This is a genomic window from Arthrobacter sp. KNU40, assembly GCF_051515115.1.
Lineage (GTDB): Bacteria > Actinomycetota > Actinomycetes > Actinomycetales > Micrococcaceae > Arthrobacter.
In genome coordinates this window covers 1782781-1805901 of record NZ_CP195850.1, presented here as the reverse complement: position 1 = coordinate 1805901, position 23121 = coordinate 1782781, and the positions used below count along the sequence as shown (strand labels likewise).

At 62.0% G+C, this 23121-nt stretch carries 24 protein-coding genes; 8 read left to right on the top strand and 16 right to left on the bottom strand.

The window, feature by feature from the left end; genetic code table 11:
• Position 1: 1 nt before the first annotated feature.
• The 5 genes from ACSKT0_RS08505 to ACSKT0_RS08485 all read right to left on the bottom strand — a co-directional run bounded on the left by ACSKT0_RS08505 (position 2) and on the right by ACSKT0_RS08485 (position 4588).
• Positions 2-1384 carry a type IV secretion system protein gene (locus ACSKT0_RS08505; protein WP_437773326.1) on the bottom strand — a complete coding sequence of 461 codons (1383 nt, stop codon included), beginning with the start codon at positions 1382-1384 and terminating at the stop codon, positions 2-4.
• Between the two features lie 12 nt (positions 1385-1396).
• Entirely contained in the window at positions 1397-1684 is a 288-nt protein-coding gene (locus ACSKT0_RS08500; protein WP_078108165.1) for a hypothetical protein, read from the bottom strand.
• A gap of 485 nt (positions 1685-2169) precedes the next feature.
• The gene (locus tag ACSKT0_RS08495; RefSeq protein ID WP_437773325.1) at positions 2170-2838 is read right to left on the bottom strand and encodes a cyclase family protein; all 669 of its coding nucleotides are present in this window, start codon (positions 2836-2838) and stop codon (positions 2170-2172) included.
• An 8-nt stretch (positions 2839-2846) separates the two neighbouring features.
• A complete protein-coding gene (locus tag ACSKT0_RS08490; RefSeq protein ID WP_437773324.1) occupies positions 2847-3608 on the bottom strand; it encodes an arginase family protein in 762 nt (253 codons plus the stop codon).
• Between the two features lie 356 nt (positions 3609-3964).
• On the bottom strand, positions 3965-4588 hold the full coding sequence (locus ACSKT0_RS08485; protein WP_437773323.1) for a TetR/AcrR family transcriptional regulator: 624 nt from the start codon (positions 4586-4588) through the stop codon (positions 3965-3967).
• 246 nt (positions 4589-4834) lie between these two features.
• Between ACSKT0_RS08485 and ACSKT0_RS08480 the strand changes: the two genes are divergently transcribed.
• From ACSKT0_RS08480 to ACSKT0_RS08455, 6 genes are all read left to right on the top strand, one after another.
• Complete coding sequence (locus ACSKT0_RS08480) at positions 4835-6661, top strand: glycoside hydrolase family 3 protein (protein WP_437773322.1); 1827 nt, start codon at positions 4835-4837, stop codon at positions 6659-6661.
• A 166-nt stretch (positions 6662-6827) separates the two neighbouring features.
• Complete coding sequence (locus ACSKT0_RS08475; RefSeq protein WP_437773321.1) at positions 6828-8357, top strand: ABC transporter substrate-binding protein; 1530 nt, start codon at positions 6828-6830, stop codon at positions 8355-8357.
• Between the two features lie 58 nt (positions 8358-8415).
• Positions 8416-9357: an ABC transporter permease gene (locus tag ACSKT0_RS08470; RefSeq protein ID WP_437773320.1), complete on the top strand. Its 942-nt coding sequence runs from the start codon at positions 8416-8418 to the stop codon at positions 9355-9357.
• Positions 9354-11201 (top strand): dipeptide/oligopeptide/nickel ABC transporter permease/ATP-binding protein, encoded by a 1848-nt coding sequence (locus ACSKT0_RS08465; RefSeq protein ID WP_437773319.1) that lies wholly within the window; start codon positions 9354-9356, stop codon positions 11199-11201. The genes ACSKT0_RS08470 and ACSKT0_RS08465 overlap by 4 nt, the downstream gene beginning before the upstream one ends.
• The gene (locus ACSKT0_RS08460; RefSeq protein ID WP_437773318.1) at positions 11198-12037 is read left to right on the top strand and encodes an ATP-binding cassette domain-containing protein; all 840 of its coding nucleotides are present in this window, start codon (positions 11198-11200) and stop codon (positions 12035-12037) included. The genes ACSKT0_RS08465 and ACSKT0_RS08460 overlap by 4 nt, the downstream gene beginning before the upstream one ends.
• A 366-nt stretch (positions 12038-12403) precedes the next feature.
• Positions 12404-12892, top strand: coding sequence for an alpha-L-rhamnosidase-related protein (locus tag ACSKT0_RS08455; RefSeq protein ID WP_437773995.1), 489 nt, complete (start codon positions 12404-12406; stop codon positions 12890-12892).
• A 62-nt stretch (positions 12893-12954) separates the two neighbouring features.
• Here ACSKT0_RS08455 and ACSKT0_RS08450 read toward each other — a convergent pair whose 3' ends face one another.
• The 9 genes from ACSKT0_RS08450 to ACSKT0_RS08410 form a co-directional block, all read right to left on the bottom strand.
• Positions 12955-13440: a nucleoside deaminase gene (locus tag ACSKT0_RS08450; RefSeq protein ID WP_437773317.1), complete on the bottom strand. Its 486-nt coding sequence runs from the start codon at positions 13438-13440 to the stop codon at positions 12955-12957.
• An 11-nt stretch (positions 13441-13451) separates the two neighbouring features.
• Positions 13452-13952, bottom strand: a complete 501-nt coding sequence (locus ACSKT0_RS08445) for a flavin reductase family protein (protein WP_437773316.1) — start codon at positions 13950-13952, stop codon at positions 13452-13454.
• Positions 13953-14018: 66 nt separating this feature from the next.
• Entirely contained in the window at positions 14019-15392 is a 1374-nt protein-coding gene (locus tag ACSKT0_RS08440) for an NtaA/DmoA family FMN-dependent monooxygenase (protein ID WP_437773315.1), read from the bottom strand.
• Between the two features lie 57 nt (positions 15393-15449).
• A complete protein-coding gene (locus ACSKT0_RS08435; protein ID WP_437773314.1) occupies positions 15450-16472 on the bottom strand; it encodes an ABC transporter substrate-binding protein in 1023 nt (340 codons plus the stop codon).
• Between the two features lie 104 nt (positions 16473-16576).
• Positions 16577-17305 (bottom strand): ABC transporter permease, encoded by a 729-nt coding sequence (locus ACSKT0_RS08430; protein WP_437773313.1) that lies wholly within the window; start codon positions 17303-17305, stop codon positions 16577-16579.
• Positions 17306-17433: 128 nt separating this feature from the next.
• Positions 17434-18027 (bottom strand): ABC transporter permease, encoded by a 594-nt coding sequence (locus ACSKT0_RS08425; RefSeq protein ID WP_437773312.1) that lies wholly within the window; start codon positions 18025-18027, stop codon positions 17434-17436.
• A 185-nt stretch (positions 18028-18212) separates the two neighbouring features.
• A complete protein-coding gene (locus ACSKT0_RS08420) occupies positions 18213-19007 on the bottom strand; it encodes an ABC transporter ATP-binding protein (RefSeq protein ID WP_437773994.1) in 795 nt (264 codons plus the stop codon).
• Between the two features lie 75 nt (positions 19008-19082).
• On the bottom strand, positions 19083-19649 hold the full coding sequence (locus ACSKT0_RS08415) for a TetR/AcrR family transcriptional regulator (protein WP_437773311.1): 567 nt from the start codon (positions 19647-19649) through the stop codon (positions 19083-19085).
• A 266-nt stretch (positions 19650-19915) separates the two neighbouring features.
• Positions 19916-20311, bottom strand: a complete 396-nt coding sequence (locus tag ACSKT0_RS08410; protein ID WP_437773310.1) for a cytochrome P450 — start codon at positions 20309-20311, stop codon at positions 19916-19918.
• On the opposite strand from ACSKT0_RS08410, the gene ACSKT0_RS08405 reads away from it, so the two are divergent.
• Both ACSKT0_RS08405 and ACSKT0_RS08400 read left to right on the top strand, forming a co-directional pair.
• Complete coding sequence (locus tag ACSKT0_RS08405) at positions 20304-20495, top strand: hypothetical protein (protein WP_437773309.1); 192 nt, start codon at positions 20304-20306, stop codon at positions 20493-20495. The genes ACSKT0_RS08410 and ACSKT0_RS08405 overlap by 8 nt on opposite strands.
• Positions 20496-20546: 51 nt before the next feature.
• On the top strand, positions 20547-21197 hold the full coding sequence (locus ACSKT0_RS08400) for an MFS transporter (protein ID WP_437773308.1): 651 nt from the start codon (positions 20547-20549) through the stop codon (positions 21195-21197).
• 36 nt (positions 21198-21233) lie between these two features.
• On the opposite strand, the gene ACSKT0_RS08395 is transcribed toward ACSKT0_RS08400, so the two are convergent.
• Both ACSKT0_RS08395 and ACSKT0_RS08390 read right to left on the bottom strand, forming a co-directional pair.
• Complete coding sequence (locus ACSKT0_RS08395; RefSeq protein WP_437773307.1) at positions 21234-22355, bottom strand: C40 family peptidase; 1122 nt, start codon at positions 22353-22355, stop codon at positions 21234-21236.
• On the bottom strand, positions 22355-23080 hold the full coding sequence (locus tag ACSKT0_RS08390) for a hypothetical protein (protein ID WP_437773306.1): 726 nt from the start codon (positions 23078-23080) through the stop codon (positions 22355-22357). Before ACSKT0_RS08390 ends, ACSKT0_RS08395 begins: the two co-directional genes overlap by 1 nt.
• Positions 23081-23121 lie beyond the last annotated feature (41 nt).

Below are 23121 nucleotides of genomic sequence, written 5' to 3'. Positions count from 1 at the left end.
ATCACCGACCTTCGGGGGGCTGGACAATCGTTTGTGAGCGGACCGATGGTGGGACCGGCGGTGCTATCGCTGGAGAGGCCTCAGGAACAGGCGAGGGATACGACGCCGAAGGCTTCGGTCGATCGTCGATGGTGCCGTGAGTTGATCCGTGGGCCTTCGCCCCAGATGTCGCCGGCGACGCACTGGTGCCACGCGCTCGAGGCGAGGCTGGATCGGGAGCCGATGTGCCGACGTCGAGCATCAACGGGGTGTCATTTCGGGTAGCCGCTCGCGACGTCGTACCAATCGGCGCTCCGGGTAGGGGCACTTTGGGCGGCAATGCAGTTGTAGGAAACTGCGGACGACTCGACGGGATCGGGCGAGTTATCGACGAACGGGCGGCCATGCCAGCAAGCGTGAATCGGCCACCCGTTTGTCGGCTGATCTGCCTTGCAGTGAAGCTGGAGCTGCGCGAAAGGATATGGCCGCCGCCGGCAGTTTGGGCAGCCGCCGCCAGTTCCCCGCCGGCGAAACTGACAAGCCGTAAGGCCATCAGAGGAGCGCCGCACGCAAGTGTCATTCCGACGACACCGGCAGCCAGACCGGCGAACGACTTCGACTCGGCGAAGAGCTTGATCGCAACCGCCAAAACGGTCGCGGCCAGAGGCTTGGCGAGGAGCAATGCGACGACGATCTCGCACCACCGTCGTGCCCAGGATTTCGTTTTCTCCCACGGCATGAGCATGAGGGCGACCGGGGCGACGGCGGCAAGCACGATGAGCGCGAATGACCGGAAGATCATTGAACACATGAGAATGAATGCCAAAATCCAGACGACAATGACGGCCATCGCCGTAACGATCACTGCCCCGGCTGCCCCGCTGCTCGAGCCGGGGGCCAACGACACAACGTTCCAGTCCCGGCCGGATCCCGCTGGCGCCCGCTCGAAACCGAAGAGCCGCATGAACACGACATACGGATCCGTCCCCATGGAGTCGAGGATTGATTGCGACGCGGAGTCACCGACATGAGTGAGCTGCCGAGCGAGGAAAACCGCTCCGGCCACCATGGGAATTGCGGCAGCACCACCTACCAGCGCCCTCACCAACCGGCGCGGCTGTTGGCTGATCAGGCCCGATAGAAGCTGAAGGATCATAGCGATGACAAGAGGGGTCATCATGACGACAACCCACCAATTCGTCAGCCCCTGCACTGCGATCCACTGGGAATCGTCGAGGTTCGAGACGCTGAATGCACCCGTGATGAACGACCAGATCCAAGACGCGATGTTCTGGAGAATATTCGCAAAAAGGGCAGTGACGGCCCCCAGGAAACCATCGTTCGCCTGAGAGACGAGCCCGCACCCGGGCGGCCACCACCCATCCAGGTCACACTGAACTGGCATAATAGACCAGACCTAGAATCCGAGCGGGAATGCCGATTGGGACCAGAGAATGTAGCCGTTGATCCCGCCGAGGATCGCGGCCACTGGGCCAGTCCATAGCAAGATCATGCCGCCCCCGGACGCCAGTCGCGACGACTGACTCAACTTGCCGGCCAGAAGCATCGCTGCTCCGACGATCGCCACGATCGCGATCACGATGAAGGCGCCGACGAGGATGCCACCGCCGATCTCCTTCAACGAGGCAAGAAAAGGAAAGTTAGGATTCGGTGTGATCCCGGGATCTACCGCCGCCAGCAACATTGAGTGCTCCGTCCGTCGTGTTCCAGAGGAATGAGCTGTGTGGGCTCACGACTTCATGGAGGCGGAGGGCTGGCGCGACATGACTTGACGACGCCGAAACGTTGGGAGTTAGTCATTTCGGTGGGCGCTCTGCCTGCTGTACAACGGAAAGATGGGCCCCGAGGCCCCAACGCTCACGAGTTGGTCAGAGCAGAACCCGAAGGCGGAGCCGCCGGTCCTGTCCGTCGTTAGCGTCCGTAAAAACAGGTGCCGGTTGTTCTGTTCATGTTGCGTAATTCTTGGTATTGATTCCTCGACTTACTCCCCCACAGATGGCGCGGAGAATTGAGGAATCATGTTGGCACATTGGCCTGCGACACTGTAGCAAAGATCTAAGTGGTAGATGATTGAAGACTGAGTTGCCATGTGCTGGGCCGCCCGCATCTCCACACAGCACATCCACTTCAGCAGCGGGCGCCTGAAGTACGCGGTCATGGGCTCGAAGGTCAGTGTGTTGACGCGTACGCCCGCACCGGGAAGTTACCGACTCCCTTGACCGCGGCGGGGACGGCGGTCAGGCGCGCGCCATGACCGGGCAGCGACGTCAGGTTAGTCATGTTTTCGATTATGGGGATTCCGGCCCGGAGCAGGCTGACGTGCGCTTCGACGAAAGGCCTTGGCGCGGGGTCGTCGATGTCGTCTATGAGAATTGCATCGATTCCGACAAGGGCTGCGCCGGCGTCAACCAGGTAGTGAGCCGCTGCGGGGCCAAGGTATGGAGACCCGGTCAGGTAACGGGGGGTGCCCCAGTAAGAGTCCCATCCCGTGGCGAGCAATACGGCTGAGTCGGCCAGTACCAGTTCCTTGAAATCCTCGGGCTGGTACTCGCGGCGTCCGTTGGAGGGGGCGCATACGACGACGGCGGGCCTGTCAACCAGCCGCTCGAGAGGGAGCGCGGCGATGTCGTTACCGTGCCGGTCCATGTGGCGAGGCGAATCCATATACGTCGACGATCCTCCGACGAAGGTAATCAGGTCGGCGCAGAATTCCCGACCTTCGGCAATCTGGCCATGCGACTCCTCGTAGGTGATGTGGTGCCGCATCACCGGGGTGGGGTAACCGGGGAACGTTTCGACGCCATGCTCAAGCGGATGGCTGAGGTCAATCAAGGTCACGGCGTCTCCTATTGGTCAGCGTGGATGAGGTTGGCGTTGATGTCATTCGCCGGACGAGGCGGGGCGAGCAGGGGGAATCCGCCCAGGATCTGCTGTATGCGGATCGCCTGACGAGGGTAGAACTCTGCGATGGTGAGGGCGACTACGTCCGATGCGCTTTCGATGTCGGCCACGATACGCCGGACTTCAGAGCTTGCAAGGCCACCGACCTCGTTTCCGAGGCCCAAGCCGGTGTCGTTTCCGGTGCCGAACTCGTTGAGGTCGACGGCATCGACGTCAAAATGGATCGCCACGCGGGAGCACCCAGTGGAAGCCAACCAGTCCAGCAGTGGCTTGCTCGACCCGCGGAGGACATCAGGGCTGAATGATGTCAGGCCCCATACGGCGGCGTTCGGGTAATCGTCTTCGGTCCAGGCGTGAAGCCCGACGAGGGCAAGGTGGTCAGGCGAGACGGTGGCTGGCAGGAGAGCGAGTATATCGGGGTCGCCGTGCCCGATGAGTGCGGCGACTGCCATGGCGTGGAATCCGGAGTACTGACTCTTCGGCGTTCCGACATCGGGGTGTGAGTCGATCCATACGACGGCCAAGTCCTCGCCGTACCGGCGGGCGAGTTCGGAGAAGGGTGCGACGCTCACGGCGCACTCGCCGCCGAGGGTCGTGATACGGCTCGGTTTGTGCTCCCTGATCAACTCAAGTGCCGCCGCGAGTTGGGTGAGAATCGATTCTTTAGCCTCGATGCCGTCGCGGATCTCCAGTCCTTCATCGGTCATGCTCACCGGCGCCGTCACGGTAGGGCCGTCGTGCGGAGGCAGTATGGCCTCGAGGACCGTCGATCGCGAATCCCGGCGCGAGCTCCCGCACGGCCGCAGAGCCGGCGCCCTGCCATTGCGGGCAAAGGAGCCGGATGTGAAGTTCTGGAGCTGGCGATTTGGCAGGCAAAGCGGGCCGGGGCATGGGTCTCTCCTCAAGTAGGTGATAGCAACATAACCTCAATGCAGACCGAATGGTATGCATTGAGGTTATGTTTACCCACTTTTTACACCACGCCATTGAGCGGAGAGCTCCATCCTGCATCCCCGGCTCCGCCACCCCCAATTCCATGGCGGGAGGCCGGTCCCTTGGTTCTTCAGGCGCGGATCAGGGCGCGGAGCTGGCGGGTGTAGGCCCGGAAGACTCCGACGATGTCGACGTGCTCCGGGTCGATGAGCCACTGGTTCTCGAGACCTTCGAGCATGGCGATGACCTGGCGGGCGACGATCTCATAGTCGACGTCTGCGCGGAGTTGCCCTTTGGCCACACCCGCCTCGAAGGCGCCGACGAGCATCCCGCGTCCAGTCTCGAAGTGATCCAGAAAGAATTCAAGGGCGGGGTGGTCCTCGCCGGACGACTCGGCGGCGAGGATGTGCGAGAGGCGCACAAGGCCCGCCAGCTTGAGGTTGCGCTCGACGACCCAGTCCCAGACATCCAGGACCTCGGCGCCGACGAGCGCCCGGGTGTCGGGCCATGCTTCATGGTCGATGTTGTCCCGGTACTTCAGCACCGCAACGAGCAGGTGTCTTTTGCTGGGGAAGTGGTGGAGCAGGCCCTGCTTGCTGATTCCCGAGGCTTTCGCGATTTCATCCAGAGAGGCGCCGCGGTAGCCGCGCTTGCCAAAGAGGTCGGCGGCCTCCCGAATGATCCGCGCCTGGGCTGCAAGCCCCTGCACATAGGGGCCGCGACTGCCCGTCTTTTCTTCAGTCTCTGTTGTCACGCGTCCAGTATAGGTGCCGGTTCGGGGTGCGATTGAGGCCGGGACGTTGATCCCGGACTTGTAAACAGTATGTAAACAAAAATCTAATAGCTACCAAATGGTCCGTGTTCAATGTAGGTTTCTTCACAAGCCGATCTCTGCGTGAGGGACATCACGCGCCGACAACGGTCCGTGGCGCCAGAGGCGCTCCTGACCGAAACCGGCACCTAAACCAGCAGCCAGTACTGCAGATAGGAAGCGAAAACATTGAACAGCCTCACCGATCAGCGGTATCAGCTGGAGCCAACAGAGGGGACGGTCCTGTATCAAGACTCCGGCCGGTCCGTTGCAGAGCGGGTGGAAGACCTCCTGAGACGGATGACACTCGCCGAGAAGGCCGGTCTGATGTTCCACCAAATGGTGGAGATCGGCGCCGGCGGCGTGCTGGCCGATGCCAGCGACGAGTACAACCTCCCCGCGATGGTTGAGATGATCGCCGAGAAGGGCCTGAGCCATTTCAACGTGATGGGAGGGGACGCGCCTACCACGATGGCGGCCTGGCACAACCGGGTCCAGGATGCCGCGCGCGCGACTCGTCTTGGCATCCCGGTAACGCTCTCGACGGATCCTCGGCACGCGTTCACGGACAACCCCGGAGCGAGCTTCACCGCCGGTCCGTTCTCCCAATGGCCAGAGAGCCTCGGCCTTGCGGCCATCGGGGATGCGGAGACCGTCCGGCACTTCGCGGATATCGCTCGGCGGGAGTACCTTGCTGTCGGTATCCGGGTCGCCCTTCATCCGCAGGTCGACCTGGCTACGGAACCGCGTTGGGCAAGGGCCAACGGGACCTTCGGCGAGGACGCGGACCTGACCTGCAGGATGCTCACGGCCTACATCCGCGGCTTCCAGACCGATCAGCTGGGCGCGGAGAGTGTGGCTACCATGACCAAACACTTCCCCGGCGGTGGTCCACAGAAGGACGGCGAGGACCCCCACTTCCCTTACGGACGTGAGCAGGTCTACCCCGGAAACAACTTCGACTACCACTTGCGTCCGTTCGAGGCGGCCTTTGAAGCCGGCACCTCACAAATCATGCCGTACTACGGAATGCCTGTTGGAACGCAGTACGAGGAGGTCGGCTTCGGCTTCAACAAAGGCATCATCACCGGCCTGCTACGAGAGAAGTACGGATTCGACGGGATCGTGTGCGCGGACTGGAACCTGCTCAACGACGCCGTGTGCTGGAACGAACCCCAGGCGGCCCGCGCCTGGGGCGTCGAACACCTTAGCCCGATCGAACGCACCGAGAAAGCCATCTTGGCTGGAGTCGACCAATTCGGCGGCGAACACTGCCCCGAACTGGTCGTCCAACTCGTCGAGTCCGGGCGCATCCCTGAGTCACGGATAGACGAATCTGTACGGCGCCTTCTGCGCGAGAAGTTCGTCCTCGGGCTCTTCGACAACCGGTTCGTCGACGCCTCGGCCGCTGATGCCGCAGTCGCCCGCCCGGAGTTTCTCGAGGCAGGATATGACGCGCAGTGCCGCGCCATTACAGTATTGACCAACGGGGCTGAAACTCCGGTGCTGCCAATTCTCGTTCGCCCCCGCCTCTATGCCCCGGGGATGGACGCCGGCATTGTCGCCGCATACGCGGACCGGGTCGACACTCCGGCCGAGGCGGATCTGGCCGTCCTGAGAATCAAGGCCCCTTACGAGGAACGTCCCGGCATGTTCGAGAAATTTTTCCACGCCGGGCGCCTCGACTACGCGTCGGATGAGCTCGGGACGATCCTCGCCCTCTGCCGCCAACTGCCCACCGTAGTGGACATCTACCTCGACAGGCCGGCAGTCATCCCTGAGATCCTGAGGGAGGCAGCAGCCGTCGTCGCGGACTTCGGTGCCTCTGACAAGGCCGTCCTGGACGTTGTTTTTGGGCGCCGCCGTTCCCAGGGGAAGTTGCCGTTCGACCTCCCCTCCTCGATGGAGGCCATCAGCGCAAGCCGCAGTGACGTACCCTTCGATACCGCCGCACCCGCACTCCACTTCGGTCACGGGCTCACTTTGGATTTGCCCGGCACCGCCGACACGGAATAAGCCCGCGCGCCCCGGGCCTGGATCATCACCTCTGCCAGCCCACTCACCCGCGTTGTGGGGCGGCCCGCATTTTGCCCACGGGCCATGAGTCCGCGGACCTTCCACACTGACCGACATGGTCAAAGACCGTACCTTTTATCACCCCATCTGAACAGGAGCACCATCTATGAAACTGTCCCGACTCACGGCGGCCGCCCTGGTGGCGGCCACAGCATTAGGAATTGCCGGATGCGGCGGCAACTCTGCCTCCGGCGCCAATAGCAGCAGCACGCTGACCCTCGGCGCAATCACGTCCCCGTCGACCTTTGCAGCTGCAGACGCGGACTGGGCAGGCGACTCGCCGTTCTACCAAGCCGTCTACGACACGGTCCTGCGCGCCAATCCGGACGGCAGCATCGCAGCAGGGCTCGCAAGCGATTGGTCCTACAACGCCGACAAGACCGTACTCACACTGAAGGTCCGGACCGACGCCAGCTTCTCGGACGGAACGAAGGTCGACGCGGCGGCGGTGGCACAGAACATCCTTCACCACAGGGACGGCCAGGCAGGCGGGAAGAGCCGCCTGGCGGCCGTGCAGGACGCTACACCATCGGACCCGCAGACCGTCACAGTCAAGCTCTCGCACGCGGACCCTAGCCTGTTGACGTTCCTCACCATGGACATGGGTCTTGTGGAGAGTCCGGCGACCTTCACCGCCAAGGACGTCAAGACCAACCCGATAGGATCCGGTCCGTACATTCTGGACCAGCAGAAGACCGTTGCGGGCAACACCTACGCGTTCACCAGGAACAAAAACTACTGGGACGCCAAATCCGTCCACTATGACAACCTCGTGATCAAGGTCATCGGTGACCCGACAGCCATGGTCAATGCGATCAAGGGCGGTCAGGTCAATGCCGCGGATATGCTCAACCTCGACGGGTTGGCGGCCGTCAAGGCATCCGGGTTCACTCAATACCCCAATGAGCTGGACTTCGCAGGCCTGGCTCTCATCGACCGGGGCGGCAAGCTCAACCCGGCACTCGGCGATGTCCGCGTGCGTAAAGCCATCAACTATGCTTTCGACCGCCAGGCGTTGGCCAACGCGATCATGAAGGGCAACGCGACCGTCACCGAACAGATCTACGGACCCGGCTCCCCGGCCTTCGATTCATCGCTGGACAGCAGCTACAGCTACGACCCGAGCAAGGCCAAGCAGCTGCTGGCCGAAGCAGGCTACGCCGACGGCTTCACGCTCGAGATGCCGTCGTGGACCGCGATCTTCGGAACCTCGCTCTTCTCAATCATCCAACAGCAGCTCGGGGACGTCGGCATCACAGTCAAGTACTCCGACGACGCGACGAACTATGTTTCGGACATCATTGCGGGCAAGTTCCCGGCAGCCTATCTCCAGCTCTCCGGAGATATTGCCAAGGGTGAAATCAACGCTAACGAGTATCTCGCCCCGACCGCGGGCTGGAACGGGCTCCACTACGAGGACGCCAAGCTGACAGCCCTGATGCAGAAGGCACAGAACTCCTCCGGTGCCGCACATGACCAGGCCCTCAAGGAGATCAACGCCTACGTGGTCGACCAAGCATGGTTCGCGACCTGGTACCGGCCCCAGAGCATGTTCGTCGCGGACTCGAAGACGATGGTCACAGTCCAAGAGGGCAACCGTTTCCCCTACCTCTGGAACATCGTTCCCAAATCCTGAATGCCCGGTCGTGCTCCCGGGAATGTCCCGGGAGCACGACCGAGGAAGGAGCATAGCAATGATGAGATTCCTCTTCCGCCGCACCGTTTTCTGCGCCGCCCTTCTGGCGGTGATCTGCGTGCTGGCGTTCACGCTGCTGCACATCGGAAGCGGCGACATCGCCCGTCACCTCCTCGGCCAGTCCGCCTCCGAGCAGGCCGTGCGGGACAAGGCCGCAGCGTTGGGCCTGGACCAGCCGCTCTGGAGCCAGTTCGCCGACTGGCTGGCCCACGCTGCCGCCGGAGACCTGGGCAGTTCATGGTTCACCGGCCAGCCTGTCACTGATGCCCTCGGTGCGAGGCTTCCCGTGACACTAGCCTTGGTCATCAGCACGACCCTGCTCAGCGCCCTCATCTCGCTCGCGCTGGGCGTCCTTGCCGCCCGCCGCGGTGGCTGGGTGGACCGCCTCGTGCAGGTCATCGGCGTCCTGGGATTCGCCATCCCCGGGTTCCTCGTCGCCCTGGGCCTGGCCGTCGTTTTCGCCGTCAACCTCGGGTGGTTCAAGCCTACGGGGTACGTACCCTTCCTTGACTCGCCCGCAGGATGGCTCTCATCGGTGACCCTTCCCGTTGCCGCGTTGACCATCGGTACCGTGGCCGGAGTCTCGCAGCAAGTCCGGGGCTCCGTCCTCGACGCGCAACGCCAGGATTATGTCCGGACGCTGCTGAGCCGCGGCATCCCGCTCCGACGGGTGGTCTACGGGCACATCCTGAAGAACGCCAGCGGGCCCGCACTGTCGGTTCTGGCCCTGAACTTCATCGGCCTCCTGGGCGGCACGTTTATCGTCGAGCAAGTCTTCGCGATCCCCGGCCTCGGTCAGATCGCCGTCACCGCCACCAGTCAAGGCGACATTCCGATGGTGATGGGACTCGTGATCGTCACCGCCGTCATCGTCGTCGCCGTCAACCTCATCATCGACCTCCTCCAAGGGTGGATCAACCCGAAGGTGCGCCTCCAATGACTCTCGCCCCGAACCTGTCCGCTGCCGAGGCACACAGCCCAAGTGCCCGGACATCTGTGTTCTCCCGCCTCGCGCGGGACCCCGTCGCTCTTGGCTCGGTCATAGTTTTGGCCGTCATCGTCCTCACCGGAGCACTCACAGCACTGATTTCGCCTGCCGATCCAAACGCAGGATCGATCAAGGACCTGCTCGCACCTCCAAGCGCGTCCCATCTGCTCGGAACTGACGGCGCCGGCAGGGATGTGCTCTCACGCCTGCTGCACGGAACCCGCTTCACCCTGGCAGGTGCGGGACTCGCAACCGCCGTCTCGATCGTCATCGGGGTCAGCAGCGGACTCGTTGCCGGGTACTTCAAGGGCTGGTTCGACGCCCTGTCCAACTGGTCGGCCTCACTCATCATGGCGTTGCCCGGCATCGTCGTCCTCCTTGCGGCCAGAGCCGTCGTCGGCCCGTCGATGTGGATCTCGATGACCGTATGCGGCTTACTGATCTCCCCAGGTTTCCACCGCCTCGTCTATTCGGCGGTAAATGCTGTGCGGAACGAGCTGTACGTTGACGCGGCCCGCGTTTCAGGCCTGAACGACTGGCGCATCATCTGGAAACATGTCCTGACCGTTGTAAGGGCGCCTGTGATCATCATGGCCGCCGGCGTGACTGCCATGGCGATCGGCATCCAAGGCGGTCTTGAATTCCTCGGGCTGGGCGACCTCTCGCTGCCGACCTGGGGCAGCATCCTCGGGGATGCATTCCAGAACATCTATTCCGCTCCGCTCCTGATGCTCTGGCCCAGCCTGGCGTTCGCCGTCACCTCGATTGCTTTTGCCCTTCTGGCCAACTCGATGCGGGACGTCCTTGAAGGGACGCGCAGCACCCGACGAACGCGCGGGAAGCGGGATAGCGCCGTCCGGCCACCGGCATCGGACCCGTCCCAGAAGGCCGAGTCGATCATCGTCGTCCACCCGGAAGACGCCGAGACCGGAGCCGTCCGCGAAAAACTGCTGTGCATCGATGGACTCAAAGTTGGATACGACCAGAAGGAAGGCACGTCCAAGACCGTCGTGCACGATGTCACCCTCACTGTTTTGCGGGGGCAGATCCACGGACTGATCGGTGAGTCCGGCTCCGGGAAGACCCAGACGGCGTGGTCCGTGCTTGGCCTGCTGCCGGAAGGTGGAACCGTGACAGGCGGATCAATCCTTTTCGAAGGCACCGAGCTGACCACGCTGCCTGCCAGAGAACTCTCCCGACTGCGCGGGCGGCGGATCGCATACATCCCCCAAGAACCGATGTCTAACCTGGACCCGTCCTTCACCATCGGCAGCCAACTGGTAGAGCCGATGCGGTTCTGCCTCGGGCTAAGTAAGGCAGAAGCGAAGGCCCGCGCGCTCGAGCTCCTCGCCCATGTCGGAATCCCCAGTCCCGAGCGGACCTTCAATGCATACCCGCACGAAGTATCAGGCGGCATGGCCCAGCGCGTCCTGATCGCCGGAGCAGTCTCCTGCAAACCGGACCTGCTCATAGCGGACGAACCAACGACGGCGCTGGACGTCACGGTCCAGGCCGAGGTACTTGACCTCATCCGCGACCTCCGCGATGAGCTCGATATGGGAGTCGTCCTGGTAACGCACAACTTCGGTGTCGTTGCCGATCTTTGCGACCACGTCACCATCATGCGGAACGGAACGGTGGTGGAGACCGGTCCGGTCAGGTCGGTCTTCGTTTCGCCCCAGCACCCCTACACAAAGAAACTCTTCGGTGCCATCTTGGACGAGTCGACCGCCCGCGGTCCCCTCACCCCCGACAGCGAAGCGGCAGTCTCTCTCACGGATGGAGCAGCGCAGTGAACAAGAAACTCCTCGACGTCGAAGACCTCGTCGTTGAGTATCCGGCCCAGGGATTCCGGAAGGCGCCCTTCCGCGCCCTCCAAGGCGTATCGCTCGACATCCGAGAAGGAGAGACAGTAGGTCTGGTCGGAGAGTCCGGGTCAGGCAAAAGCACCCTCGGGCGTGCCGTGCTCGGCCTTGCACCGGTGACCGGCGGCCGGCTGCTCTACTCCGGCAGGGACATCGCACACCTGGGCAGGCGCGAACGCCGGGCGCTGTCCAGCGAGATCCAGGTGGTGTTCCAAGACCCGTACACCTCGCTCAACCCTTCCCTGACGATCGAGGACATCCTCGTAGAGCCCCTCGCCGTCCAGAAGGTCCCCAGGGCCGAGGCATCAGCCAGGGTGCTCGAGCTCCTCGACAGGGTACGGCTGCACAAGGCGGCCGCAAGCAGGCTGCCCCGGGAGTTCTCCGGCGGCCAGCGTCAGCGGATCGCGATTGCACGGGCTCTGGCTCTGCAGCCGCGCCTCATCGTCTGCGACGAGCCCGTTTCGGCACTGGACCTCTCAACCCAGGCGGAAGTTCTCGAGCTCTTCACCGAAATCCAGGAGCGCACGCGGGTGGCATACCTCTTCGTTTCCCACGACCTTGCCCTCGTGCGGCACCTCAGCCACCGCGTCGCGGTGATGTACCGCGGCAAAATCGTTGAGTGGGGGGATGGGGAGCATGTCACATCCAGCCCGGAACACCCCTATACCAAGAAACTTCTCCTGTCCGCCCCGGTCGCCGATCCGGTTGAACAGGAGAAGCGTCGTACCGAGAGGAAGCGACTCAAGGCTCTTCAACCAGCCACTTAGAGTGGCGGCCCCGCCCAGAGGCCGGCTGGCCGGGGCCGGCATCCAATGCCAACACAAATACCCGAGCCGGGAATGCCAACTGAGCACCGGTGGAGCGTTTGATAAACCTCCACGGCATGGTTGCGTAGAACCACAATCTACACCTGTGTCAGCCTGCTCCGGCACATCAGTACCCATTCTGCACGGCGGACCTCGGCAGTGAACGGCTTGCGCATGATGAACATCATTCCTGCAAGGAATGAAACCCCACGCGCTGGGGCAACAAACCCGTGGCAACGCCGCCCAGTTGCTTTCGACACCAAGCACGGGTCAACGTCTTCGAAGTCATAAGGCTCACCATTCTGAAGGAACTCCAAGGTTCGGTGACTGCGCCCACGGACTGACCGGAACGGATATGCCGGTGACTACCAGATTTTCATCCGCAGCGCCGCTTTCCTGGACGACGTCGATAGGTTCTCCAGGAAATGGCTTCGTTGGTTGGCGGATGATCGCCTGAAAAGGCTGCATCACCGACGTCGCACCCAACACCGGAGCGGTGAACAAATTCGCCCTCCCCTTTTCCTTCGACTGCTCTGCCGAGTGAGGCGATGCCGCAACCATTGTGCCCTGTCAGCTGCATGTAGTGTATGGCGATCCATCGATCCTCGAAGACACCTTCGAGGATCGATGGCCCGGCGGCTGGACTACACAGGGGCATCACCGCCACCGAACGGCATCCCTCCCGACAGGAATCCAGGCCGCCTCCAGCCGCACGAACAATTCCTGCGAGACTGTGGCTTCCACTGGGGCGAATGGGTAGAACCGGGAACCGTCTTAGACTACTTCGGCATCTGCGTCACGGTGCCGAAACGATGATGATCTGCGCCGGCCGTCGCCAGTAGCTTGGTTGCCTTGGCTCGGTCCCCCGAAGGCACGCCTCAGTACTCGATCCTGCCAGTGAAGTCTGCCCACTGCTGGAAGGGTGCCAACCGGTTGATGCCCTCGGGCTCGGTCCGGTGCACCGGCATGAGCCGCAGTTCCGCCGGGGTTTCGAAGTACTCGTAGAAGACGGCGTCGTCGAAGCCGGCGCTGGCAGCGTCGTGCCGATCCGCGGCGAAGACCGCGCAGTCGATCCGGGCCCATAGCGATGAGGCCAGGCACATCGGGCAGGGCTCGCAACTCGAGTAGAGGATGGCCCCGGAGAGATCGAAGGTGCCCAGCTGCGTGCAGGCGTTGCGGATCGCTGTGACCTCGGCGTGTGCTGTCGGGTCGTTGCTGGCCGTGACGCGGTTGACGCCGTCGAAGAAACGGCCGTCAGCGGTGACGACGACGGCGCCGAAGGGCCCGCCGTCGTTCAGAACGTTCTCTGCTGCCAGGCGGATAGCTCTCGTCAGGTGTTGCTGTGTGGGGTCGCTGATGCTCATGGAAGACTTCCTCACCGGGTCACTTCGAGGGACCGGTAGACACCTTGGAAGAAGATCAGTGGGTCGGCCTGCGGGGGCTCAACTGGGCCAAGCCCCACGACCTCACCGATCACGATGAAATGGTCGCCGGCTACGTGCTCAGCCCACAGTTCGCAATCGAGCCACGTAATCGTTTCCTCCAGCACCGGGTTTCCGAGGGGGCTATGGGACCACTGGACACCCGCCCACTTGTCAGTGCCCCGCCGGGCGAACTGCGTGGAGACCAAGTGCTGCTGGTGAGATAGTACGTTCACAGCAAACTTGCCGGTCTCACGAATCCGTGGGTATGTCGTCGAGTCCCGCATGACACTGAACGACACCAGCGGCGGGACCGTGGATACACTGTAGAAGGACTGACAGGTGAATCCGATAGGATCAAAACCGTCCGTTCCGGAAATGACGGTCAAGCCCGAGGCGAAGTGCCCCAGTGCGTCGCGGAATTGGCGGGTATTGAACGCAGTTTTTGTTGTCACAATATTCCTTTCGGTTTGAGTTTGGTGCTCCAGGCCCGACCGGTCAGCGCCGGCCGCCGCCTGCCGCTAACGGGAGCTGGCGAGCCGACCGGAAGCCTGGTGTCGCGGTTGAACGTCCGGGTCTCCTTCGAAGAGACGTTCTCGCAGCGTTGAGCCGGTGCGCGGTCGCAGCAGGCCGCGTGATCGAAGCTCGGGCATAACGAGGGAAATGAAGTCATCGTAGGTGCCTGGCATGAGATGCGGTTCGACGAGGAAACCGTCCACGTCTGTCTGCGCAACGTATTGTTCGATCTGCTGTGCGACGGTGTCGGGTGGTCCGACGATGATGTGGCCCCTGGTCCCGCGGGCTTTCTGGTCGTCAAGGATTTCGCGCACCGTGAGCGCAGGTTTTCCAGGTCCGCCCCGGTAGCGGTCCAGATTTGTTTGCCCTTGTTCGGTCTTGAGATCTTCCGGCAGAGGTCGGCATGGGTCTAGAGCGAGCAGGTTCACGCCCGTAAGGCGTGAGAAGTTTGCTGCGGCCGACTCGTCGCTGGTGAAAGAGAGCATTTCCTTGAACTTTTCCCTGGCATTCATGTCGCTCTCGTCGGTAATGACCGTGAGACCCACCATGACCTTCAGACTCCGTGGGTCCCGCCCGTTGAGTGTGGCTTGGTGTCTGATGTCGGCGACGGCGTCAGCGACGGATTCCGGGTTCGTACCTTGAACGAACACGCATTCGGCGTTACGGCCAGCGAACTGACGCCCACGCTTTGAGGTGCCTGCCTGGAAGATTACCGGTGTGCGCTGCGGAGAGGGTTCAACCGGGTATACGCCTGACGATCGGAAAAACTCGCCGGCAAAGTCATGAGCGTGCATTTGGTCGAAGTGGGCGTAGGTTTGGGATTCTCTGTCTTTCGGGAAGGCGGAGTCGCCCCACCCGTCTTCCCACAACGAGAAGATGAGCTCGAGAAATTCGTCGGCGATGTCGTAGCGCCGGTCGTGTGCCGTAAAGTTCTGCCCGAACATGCGGGCGGCGCTTTCTGCGGACGAAGAGGTGACGACGTTCCACCCCACGCGTCCGCCCGACAGGTGGTCGAGGGTGCTGAACCGCCGGGCTGTTGCATAGGGGTGCTCGAACGTCGTCGGTGATGTCGCGACCAAACCAAGATGAGTGGTTGACGCTGCTACGGCGGCAAGGGTGATCAACGGGTCGCCCCCGAAGAGCGCGCCCTCTCGAACCGAGACCTCGGTGACCGCCCCGTCAACCATGGGGATACCATAGCTGTCCGCGAGGAACAGCAGATCGAACCCAGCGGTGTCGAGTTGCTTTGCGAACCTCGTCCAGTAATCGACACTGGTGTACTCGACGGACTCGTTGTCCGGATGACGCCAGGGATCACCACCCATCATCACGGGTCCAAACTTCTGGAACGCACCCAGGATCAAATTCTTTGTTGCCATTGCGTTAGCTCCTTAATTCACCCACGGGTCGCCCGTGGTGTCGTAGATCTCGTTGGTTCAGTTCCCGGTGCCAACTGTGTTGTACGCGTCGTTCAGCGCAGACAGGTCGACGTAGGTTGTTGGTTTCGGCAGGGATTCGAGTCCGTAGAACTTCTTCAAGGACGTGTAGATGGGGCCCGCCAGGCGGTTTGTATTGACCCAAAGCAGTCCATGAGACTTGGTGTCGTCGCTCGCCAGGAAGCCTGTCCACGCTCTTGCCTGGAGAATCGCGGTCGCTGGATCGAGCCCGAGGTCCCTGCCATAGGTGTTGACCGCTGCGTCCGCGCCGGCCTGAGGGTCTGAAACATAATCGCGGGTGCCTTGAATCAGTCCGCCAAGGAACTTGACCAGTTGTTCATGGTGGCTGTTCGCAAATTCGCGTGTCGTGGTGAGCAGGTATGCGTAGTCCTCGAGGCCGAGCTCCTGGTAGGACAGCGGGTGGGCCTTGTAGCCGATCTTCTTGAGCGCAACCTGCTGGTTGGGAGCGACACCGGCCACCGCGTCCACCTGCCCGTCGACAAGCGCTTGGGGGTCTACCGCGCCGGCGATGACAGCGAGCGAGTCCGCGTTGCAGCCGCCGACTTTCATGGCGTTACGGATTGCGATCCCGACCTTCGCGCTCACGCCAAGTCGCTTGTTTTCGAGATCGCACAGGTTTGTTATGGGCTTCTCGGCGCCCGAGAGAATAACGGCAGGGGTGTCTTGGTAAACCGCTCCGATAACGACGAGGTCTTGTCCTTGGGAGATCGCCGTGAGGAGGTCCTCTGTCCGCACTTCTGCGATCTGCGCGGTTCCACCTGCGAGTGCCTGCGCGCCGCTGAGCGCGTTGACGCCACCGGGGAGCAGATTTACGGTCAGGCCTTCCTTTTCCCAACGCTTATTCTGATCGGCAAGCTCGAATCCGGCGTTTTCGGTATTCAGAAGGTATTCCAGTTGCACCGAGACTTGGGCTGAAGAGCTTGCAGTCCCGGCGGAGAGACCTACGGTTCCGGAACATCCGCTGAGCAAGGTTGTTGCGGCTGCGGCGATTCCAATAGTCATAAGAATGTGGCGAGTGCGCATAAGAGTCGCATCTTTCGTCTAGGATGATGCCGTTCAAGGCATGGTGGAGCGACCCGGCGCGATGCCGCGTCAGCGAAGGCGGGTCAGGAAAGAACGCGCTCGACGCGTCGGGTGATTGAGGTAGCAATTCCGAAAATGACACCGGAGATGACACTGGCGACTATTCCCAGTCCCCAGGGGGTGGCGGGATGGCTGAAGTCGAATCGAGCGATAGCGAAAGCACCGCCGAGCCCGTTGTGTCCGTGGAGGTATTCGGTTGCGAATGTTGCGAGGACGGACGCCATTGCGCTCAGCTGCACACCGACGAACATCGTTGGCAGCGCGCTCGGGATGGCTACCCGGCGCAGGTACGTCCAACGGGTTGCGCCGAGTGAGGCGAGTACCATCCGAGCGGTTGCATCGGCGGCGGAAAGTCCGATTCCAAGCGATACATAGATTGGGAACATGGAAACAATAGCGGTGACGGTTGCAAGTGTGGAGAACCCGTATCCCATCACGGCTGACAGCGCCGGAATCATCGCTACCATGGGCATCGCCTGGATGATGTAGACCATTGGTCGGCTCAAACTAGCAAGCAGCGGCGACCACCAGGAAAGTACCGCGAGTAGGAAGGCTATCAGGCCACCGATTATCAGACCGAGTATTGCCGTGACGGTAGTCTCGGCGGCGTTCAGGGCATAGTAACTAGCCCTATTAATGAGGTCGGAACCGACTGCGCCCGGCGTGGGCATGATCAGCGGCGACACGTGGAAAATTTCGACGGCACTAGCCCAGGCGGCAATGAGCACCGCACCCAATGCCAGCCAGCCCATGACAGCTCGCAGCCACAGCAATTCGCCGAGCTGGGTCCGCTTCTTGCGACCCGCGCCGAATTGCGGATGCCGCCTTGAATCAGAGGAATTCGAGGAGGAGACGGCTGCCGGCAATCTACGAAGATCAGTCACTTGAATCGCCGCCCTGCCATCAACACAAACGCACCAAACACTGCAGCAACGATCAGCGAGAGCACCGTGGCTAAGACTGTACCGGCCCAGAGAAGTGTGACGTTCGATTCCTGCCACGAATTCATCAGGACGACGCCGAGCCCGCCGGGGGTGCCGAACCACTCACCGAACATCTCTGACAACAATGCTCCAATAGCACCGATGCGCAGGCCGTTCAAAAGCGACGGGGCCGCCGCCGGCATCTGCAAATGCATCATCAAGGTGAGTCGTGATGCGCCAGCCGTATGGAACCATGCTGCAGGAGTCTCCGGCACTTGGAGTAGACCGTTGCTGAGGGCCACGAACACAGGAAAGAAAGCGGCGATAGCCCCAACGATCACTGGTACCCTAACCGCCCCGAACATCGTGATCAGGATCGGTGCGAACACGACCACCGGAACGGCATGCGCAACAGTAGCGAACCGTTGTGCGGTAGCGCTGGCCGTCGGAACTAAACTCTGCAGCAATGCAAGGCCTAGCCCAATGACGGCGCCCCACATAAACCCTTCCAATGCTCGCGGCAGCGTCTGCCAAAGGCTGCGCAACAGCACCGGTCCCACCAACTCGCTGCTGAAGGACGCTACCACCGCCGAGAGAGGGGGCAATCGAGGCCCGACAAGTTGGAGGGCGCCGACCGCTTCCCAGATACCTCCGGCCAGGACGAGCCCAGCCACCGCGGCGAATTGCCGGTACTGGGCAGTGTGAACCCGCTCTGATATCAGCTGTGGATTTGCCATCATGCCGCTGTACTTCCTGCCACGGTTGCATCGAGCGACGCCGTGAGCTGATCGACGAGCTCGTGGAAGCTGTTGTCACGAGCCGTTATTAAACTCCTTGGGCGCGTGAAGGGGATCTCGCTCACCGTTTTGATCCGACCGGGCCGGCCGGTCATCACCACCACGCGGTCGGCCAGCGTTACGGCTTCTTCAACGGAATGCGTGACGAAGATCGTTGTTACGCCTTCTGCCATCCAGATGCGTTCCAGTTCTGTCGTCATATGCCGGCGCGTAACGGCGTCGAGCGCCCCGAACGGCTCATCAAGCAGGAGCACGTCCGGACGCAGGATGAGAGCTCGCGCGATAGCCACCCGCTGGCGCATCCCGCCGGACAGTTGAGCAGGTCGGGCATCAGCGAACCCTTCGAGCCCGATCAGTTCAAGCAACTCGCTGATCCGTGCGTCATCCCTCCGTCTGTGGGAAATCTGATACGGCAGGGCAAGGTTCTGCCGCACGGTCAGCCACGGCAGCAGCCCGTGATCCTGAAACGAGACACCAAGCCGATGCCCGGCGGCCAGCCGGTGCGGATCTGCATCCTCGATGCGTACGCTGCCGCCGCTGGGTTCCTCAAGCCCGCATAGAACTTTTAGGAGCGTTGACTTACCACAACCCGAAGGACCGACAATCGCGACAAACTCGCCCTCCGCCACATCGAGACTGACATGATCAAGGGCAAGTACGGGCGCCCGATGCTTTACAGGGAAATCAACGACCAGGCCGTCGATCGAAATGTACTTCTTACTCAAGGACCACACCTCCAAAAGTGAACTTTCTAGTTCAAAAATACGGAGGTGTTGTTTCCATCATGTCTCGTGGTTGTTAATTCCGGCTTAACTCAGATTCTCGTCGGGCATGCTGGCGGCCAGTCGCAGCACGAGAGCTTCCACAGCCTCATCGTTTGCCCTGATCAACTGCTCCTTTGGCGTACCGGCGAGCAGGGCAAGTTGCAACCCCCTCCACAAAGCGACGATGGCCTCAGCAGCGTCTCTCGTTACTACGGCGGGAAAAACCAGCCCCAGTTCTCGGTCAACACGGTCAGTCCACTCAGATCCGACACGATGGAGAAACTTTGCATGGTCCGCGGTTGATCGGAGGGTGAGGCCAAATCGCTCAAAGAACAGCTTCAGCGACGCGACATTCTCTTCATCGGCGATACCCCGCCAAGCAAACTTGAGCCGATCCGCGATCGGCTGATCGCGCGTGTCCAGCTCTCCTAAGAGGAACAGTTTGGGGAACCTGGCGTGAGCCGCAGCCTCTGCTTCATTGCACAGGGCCTCAAACGAACCGAAGTGGTAGAGCAGCATCCTCCGGTTGGATCCGATGCCATCCGCAAGTGCAGTAAGCGTCAACCCGAGAATCCCGTGTTCCAGGATGTACTCGGAGGCGAGCGACAGCAACCGCAAACGCTCACGATCCCCATGCCGGAGCCTTGTGCCTTCGGCTGCAGAACGCGTGTACTGGGTCATTGAAAGAATTCTACGATATGGAGCCTGTGCGCCAGCGCCCGGGACCGGAGGGCGGCGCCTTGTTGTTGGTATGTGACTTGATTCCTGCCGGTTTGGAGTACACCCCAGCCTGACGTCAGGTAGTCCACACTGCCTTCCGCGTGTCAGACGGACACCAGAGCTCCTTGACGTTGCTGAGCTTTGGCTTAATGGAACAGTCATGGCCAGTTCATCGGTTCTCCTACACATGAAAAGGTGCCGTAGACGGAGGCGTCGTCTTTGAACGGCACCTGGTCAAGGGTCGTGGCGAGGGCCAGGGTGGGGATGCGGCGGAGCAGGGTGGTGTAGGCGAGCTGGAGTTCCATGCGTGCCAGGGGCTGGCCGAGACACTGGTGCACGCCGAATCCGAAGGCGACGTGGTGGCGGGCGTCGCGTTCGAGGTCGAGGGTGTCGGGGTCCTCGAAGGCTTCCGGGTCGCGGTTACCGAGGTCGGTGCGCCCTAGGTGTGGGAGGCGCTCTCGGCCTTCCGGTTGCCGCCCTAATCGCCAACAATGCCGGCTGGCACGTGATCTTCTAGGTCGCAGCGCACTCGGTGCCGCCGCGCTCGTGCCCAATACAACCATGGTGCCCGCGTCGCGGCCGCAAACCGCCGGACGCTTCGACACTGTCGGCGCCGTGGATCTTTCTGCCGCCCTTGTGAGCTTGCTGCTCGCGGTGTCGAAGGGCGCCGACTGGGGCTGGACTTCAGCGCCCGCCCTGGGGCTCGGTGCGTTGGCGCTCGTGCTCTTCATCGTCTGAGGCCGCTACGAACTGCGCACGCGGGAGCCTCTCGTCGATCTGCTGACCCTCATGCGCCGCCAGGTGCTGCTGACCAGCATCGCTTCCGCCGTCTTCGGGTTTGCCATGTTCGCCATGTCTTTGGTGCCGCCCCAGCTTTTGCAGCTGCCCCAGCAAAACGGATACGGACTGGGCCAGTCGATGCTCGTCGTCGGGCTCGTGATGGGTCCATCCGGCCTTGTTATGATGGCAGCCGCACCAGTCTCGGGTACGATCTCCCGCCGCTTCGGCGCGAAATGGTCACGCGTGGCCGGCGTAATCGTCGCCGCCGCAGACTATGGCTTAAGCGTTGTGGCCATGTTTGCCTTGTGGCAGCTTGTGCTCGTCTCGATCATCATCGGCGTCGAGATCAGACTCGCCTATGGCGCCATGCCTGCACTCGTGATGAGCGCCGTCCCGGCAACCAAGACGTCCTCCGCGAACAGCCACAACGCGCGCGCCCGTTCCATCGGCTCGTCGTTATCGAGCGCAGTCGCCGGGCGTCGTGCCCGCCCAGCTCAACCTCAAACTAGCTGGCCATTTCGTGCCATCACTGGGCGCCTTGCAGCTAGTCATGAGCATCGGTGCAATCGCAACTTGAGTGCACTCGTGCTTGCGTCATTCCTGCCGAAGGGCGTCACGATCCTGACCCACTCGACTTTAGTTCCGACCCCCTGTACTTAGTGATGAGTTGAAGCCATATCTCGGGCCGGGGCGCAGTCAAGGCTGAATCAGGTCAAAATACGCGGTGCCCGCGTTCCAATCGACAGGATGCCGCAGCGTCCCAACAGCTGGGTTAAGCGCGCTGTACATCATCCCATCACCGGCATAGATGCCGACGTGCCCCCAGTTGTTGGGCCCCAGCGGGTTCTGCACCACCAAGTCCCCTAGCTGGGGATTGTCAGTCTGGTGCCCCACGGTCCACTGATCGACACGTGGGAGGTTGATCCCCGCCTGCTTGTAGATCCATTGAACGTAGCCAGAGCAGTCCCACGCTTTGAACGCCGTTCCACCCCACACGTACGCCCCGCCCAGCCCTTCTTGGGCGAAGTGCAAGATGTCCTTCCGGATCTGGCTTAGATTCGTCGGCATGGACGGCGGCGCCGAACCGTTAGGAGAACTGGCGCAAGAAGCTGGCACAGTGCCGCCTGCGAGCGCGTCAACGATGGCCGTTGACTCAGGTTCCCACCGCGCGTACAGCTCAGGGAAGGCCGATACTTGAACAGCTTGGGCAGCCTTGCCCTTATCCAAGGATTGCCAGCTGGGGACATCAAGCAGACCGGGCGGGCTGCCATGATTGGGGCCGCTCAGGCCGCCGTAGAATGCTCGCGCATTGTAGTCAGGGTCCATCAGCTGCTCGATAGTCCCCCAGCCTGCAGTTGAACGTTGCTGGGCTGTCCCAAGGGAGTCGTGGTCGCTGCCGACTCCGTCGTGCCAAATCGAGAGCGAGGCGGGAACGTTTGTGTTCGCCAGGACTCTGAGTCCGGATTCCTGGAGGGCCATCATGATCGCGATGATTTGACCGTCCCTCGGCACTCCCAATTGCTTTCCGATTGCAATGTAGATCCGGGCAACCGACGCCTGTCCCGAAGTTAGGGTGGTCCGCGTCTGGCTGTGTGGCTGAATCTCGAGACCACCGGTTCCATCCGCGGGCGGCTGGCCATTGGCGATCGCACCGAACGAGCAGGTACTAGCAGTGGTCGCCGAGTTGGCGGCAAACACTGCCACGCCAGCGCAGAACGCAAAGGCGCAGATCATGGTCAGTGCCATAATCACAGCCGTGGATGCCCGCAGAATAGCGCGGCGCTTCGCCAAGCCGGCCAGAACCGCGGGAGCAGGCATCAGTAGACGATTCTGCTCGGCGTCGCGTAGAAGCCAACGACTACGCAATGATCGATCGGGGCTGTAGTGGCCGGCGGACAATTCACCATGACGCTAACTGGAGCCGCATAGGCGTTGCGGTCCGAGTTCGTTTGATCCACAACGCTCAGAGTGGCTGTGCAGACGTGAAGGCCAACCCAGGGCGCCGGGTGGTCGCGCACCTTGGCCAGCTCGCCGTCGCACACAAGGGACTGGACCGTCGCCGAACGGCGCGCCTGCTCCCCTGCCAACGTTGCATAGGTTCCCGCGTTGACGCCGGTCGCTTCGAACTCCTGCACAAACACCGTTAGGGGGTTGGACCCGTCCGGCAGAACGTCCCACCAGTCCCGGAGCCGTGAGTAGACCTCAGAGTACGACGCCGTTCGCGTGTCCCAGCTGTAAATTGCCGTCGCTGCCGCGGAAGCTAGCCTCCGATATTCCGTTGTGCGTGGTTCTCCGATCGCTGGTGGAGTTTCCGCCGTCGAAGCTTCGGTCGGCGATGCGAAAGGCGAGAAGGTCGACGACGTCGTGGCGCTGGTGCTTGCCGGGCCTGCAGTCGCAGGTAAAGCAGGCTCCGTTCTTGTCCCGCCCGCCGGAAGCACAAGAATGAATATTGCCGCCATCACGCTCAGAATTGCCAGGACGCCGATCCACCAGGACCGCCGCGTCCCTGAGCCCAGCAGGATACGCCTCTGCAACAGCCCCATTTCTGCCTCCTCATCGCTTTCATTGCCAGCAGTTCGGGCTC

What these genes read in the sequence shown, in the direction of transcription:
- ACSKT0_RS08435 (WP_437773314.1), bottom strand. Translation starts at nt 16,472, where the DNA reads ATGACTATTGGAATCGCCGCAGCCGCAACAACCTTGCTCAGCGGATGT.
- ACSKT0_RS08400 (WP_437773308.1), top strand. Translation starts at nt 20,547, where the DNA reads ATGCGCCGCCAGGTGCTGCTGACCAGCATCGCTTCCGCCGTCTTCGGG.
- ACSKT0_RS08490 (WP_437773324.1), bottom strand. Translation starts at nt 3,608, where the DNA reads ATGACCGATGAAGGACTGGAGATCCGCGACGGCATCGAGGCTAAAGAA.
- ACSKT0_RS08440 (WP_437773315.1), bottom strand. Translation starts at nt 15,392, where the DNA reads ATGGCAACAAAGAATTTGATCCTGGGTGCGTTCCAGAAGTTTGGACCC.
- ACSKT0_RS08450 (WP_437773317.1), bottom strand. Translation starts at nt 13,440, where the DNA reads ATGAGCATCAGCGACCCCACACAGCAACACCTGACGAGAGCTATCCGC.
- ACSKT0_RS08505 (WP_437773326.1), bottom strand. Translation starts at nt 1,384, where the DNA reads ATGCCAGTTCAGTGTGACCTGGATGGGTGGTGGCCGCCCGGGTGCGGG.
- ACSKT0_RS08465 (WP_437773319.1), top strand. Translation starts at nt 9,354, where the DNA reads ATGACTCTCGCCCCGAACCTGTCCGCTGCCGAGGCACACAGCCCAAGT.
- ACSKT0_RS08395 (WP_437773307.1), bottom strand. Translation starts at nt 22,355, where the DNA reads ATGCCTGCTCCCGCGGTTCTGGCCGGCTTGGCGAAGCGCCGCGCTATT.
- ACSKT0_RS08500 (WP_078108165.1), bottom strand. Translation starts at nt 1,684, where the DNA reads ATGTTGCTGGCGGCGGTAGATCCCGGGATCACACCGAATCCTAACTTT.
- ACSKT0_RS08430 (WP_437773313.1), bottom strand. Translation starts at nt 17,305, where the DNA reads ATGGGCTGGCTGGCATTGGGTGCGGTGCTCATTGCCGCCTGGGCTAGT.
- ACSKT0_RS08475 (WP_437773321.1), top strand. Translation starts at nt 6,828, where the DNA reads ATGAAACTGTCCCGACTCACGGCGGCCGCCCTGGTGGCGGCCACAGCA.
- ACSKT0_RS08390 (WP_437773306.1), bottom strand. Translation starts at nt 23,080, where the DNA reads ATGGGGCTGTTGCAGAGGCGTATCCTGCTGGGCTCAGGGACGCGGCGG.
- ACSKT0_RS08470 (WP_437773320.1), top strand. Translation starts at nt 8,416, where the DNA reads ATGATGAGATTCCTCTTCCGCCGCACCGTTTTCTGCGCCGCCCTTCTG.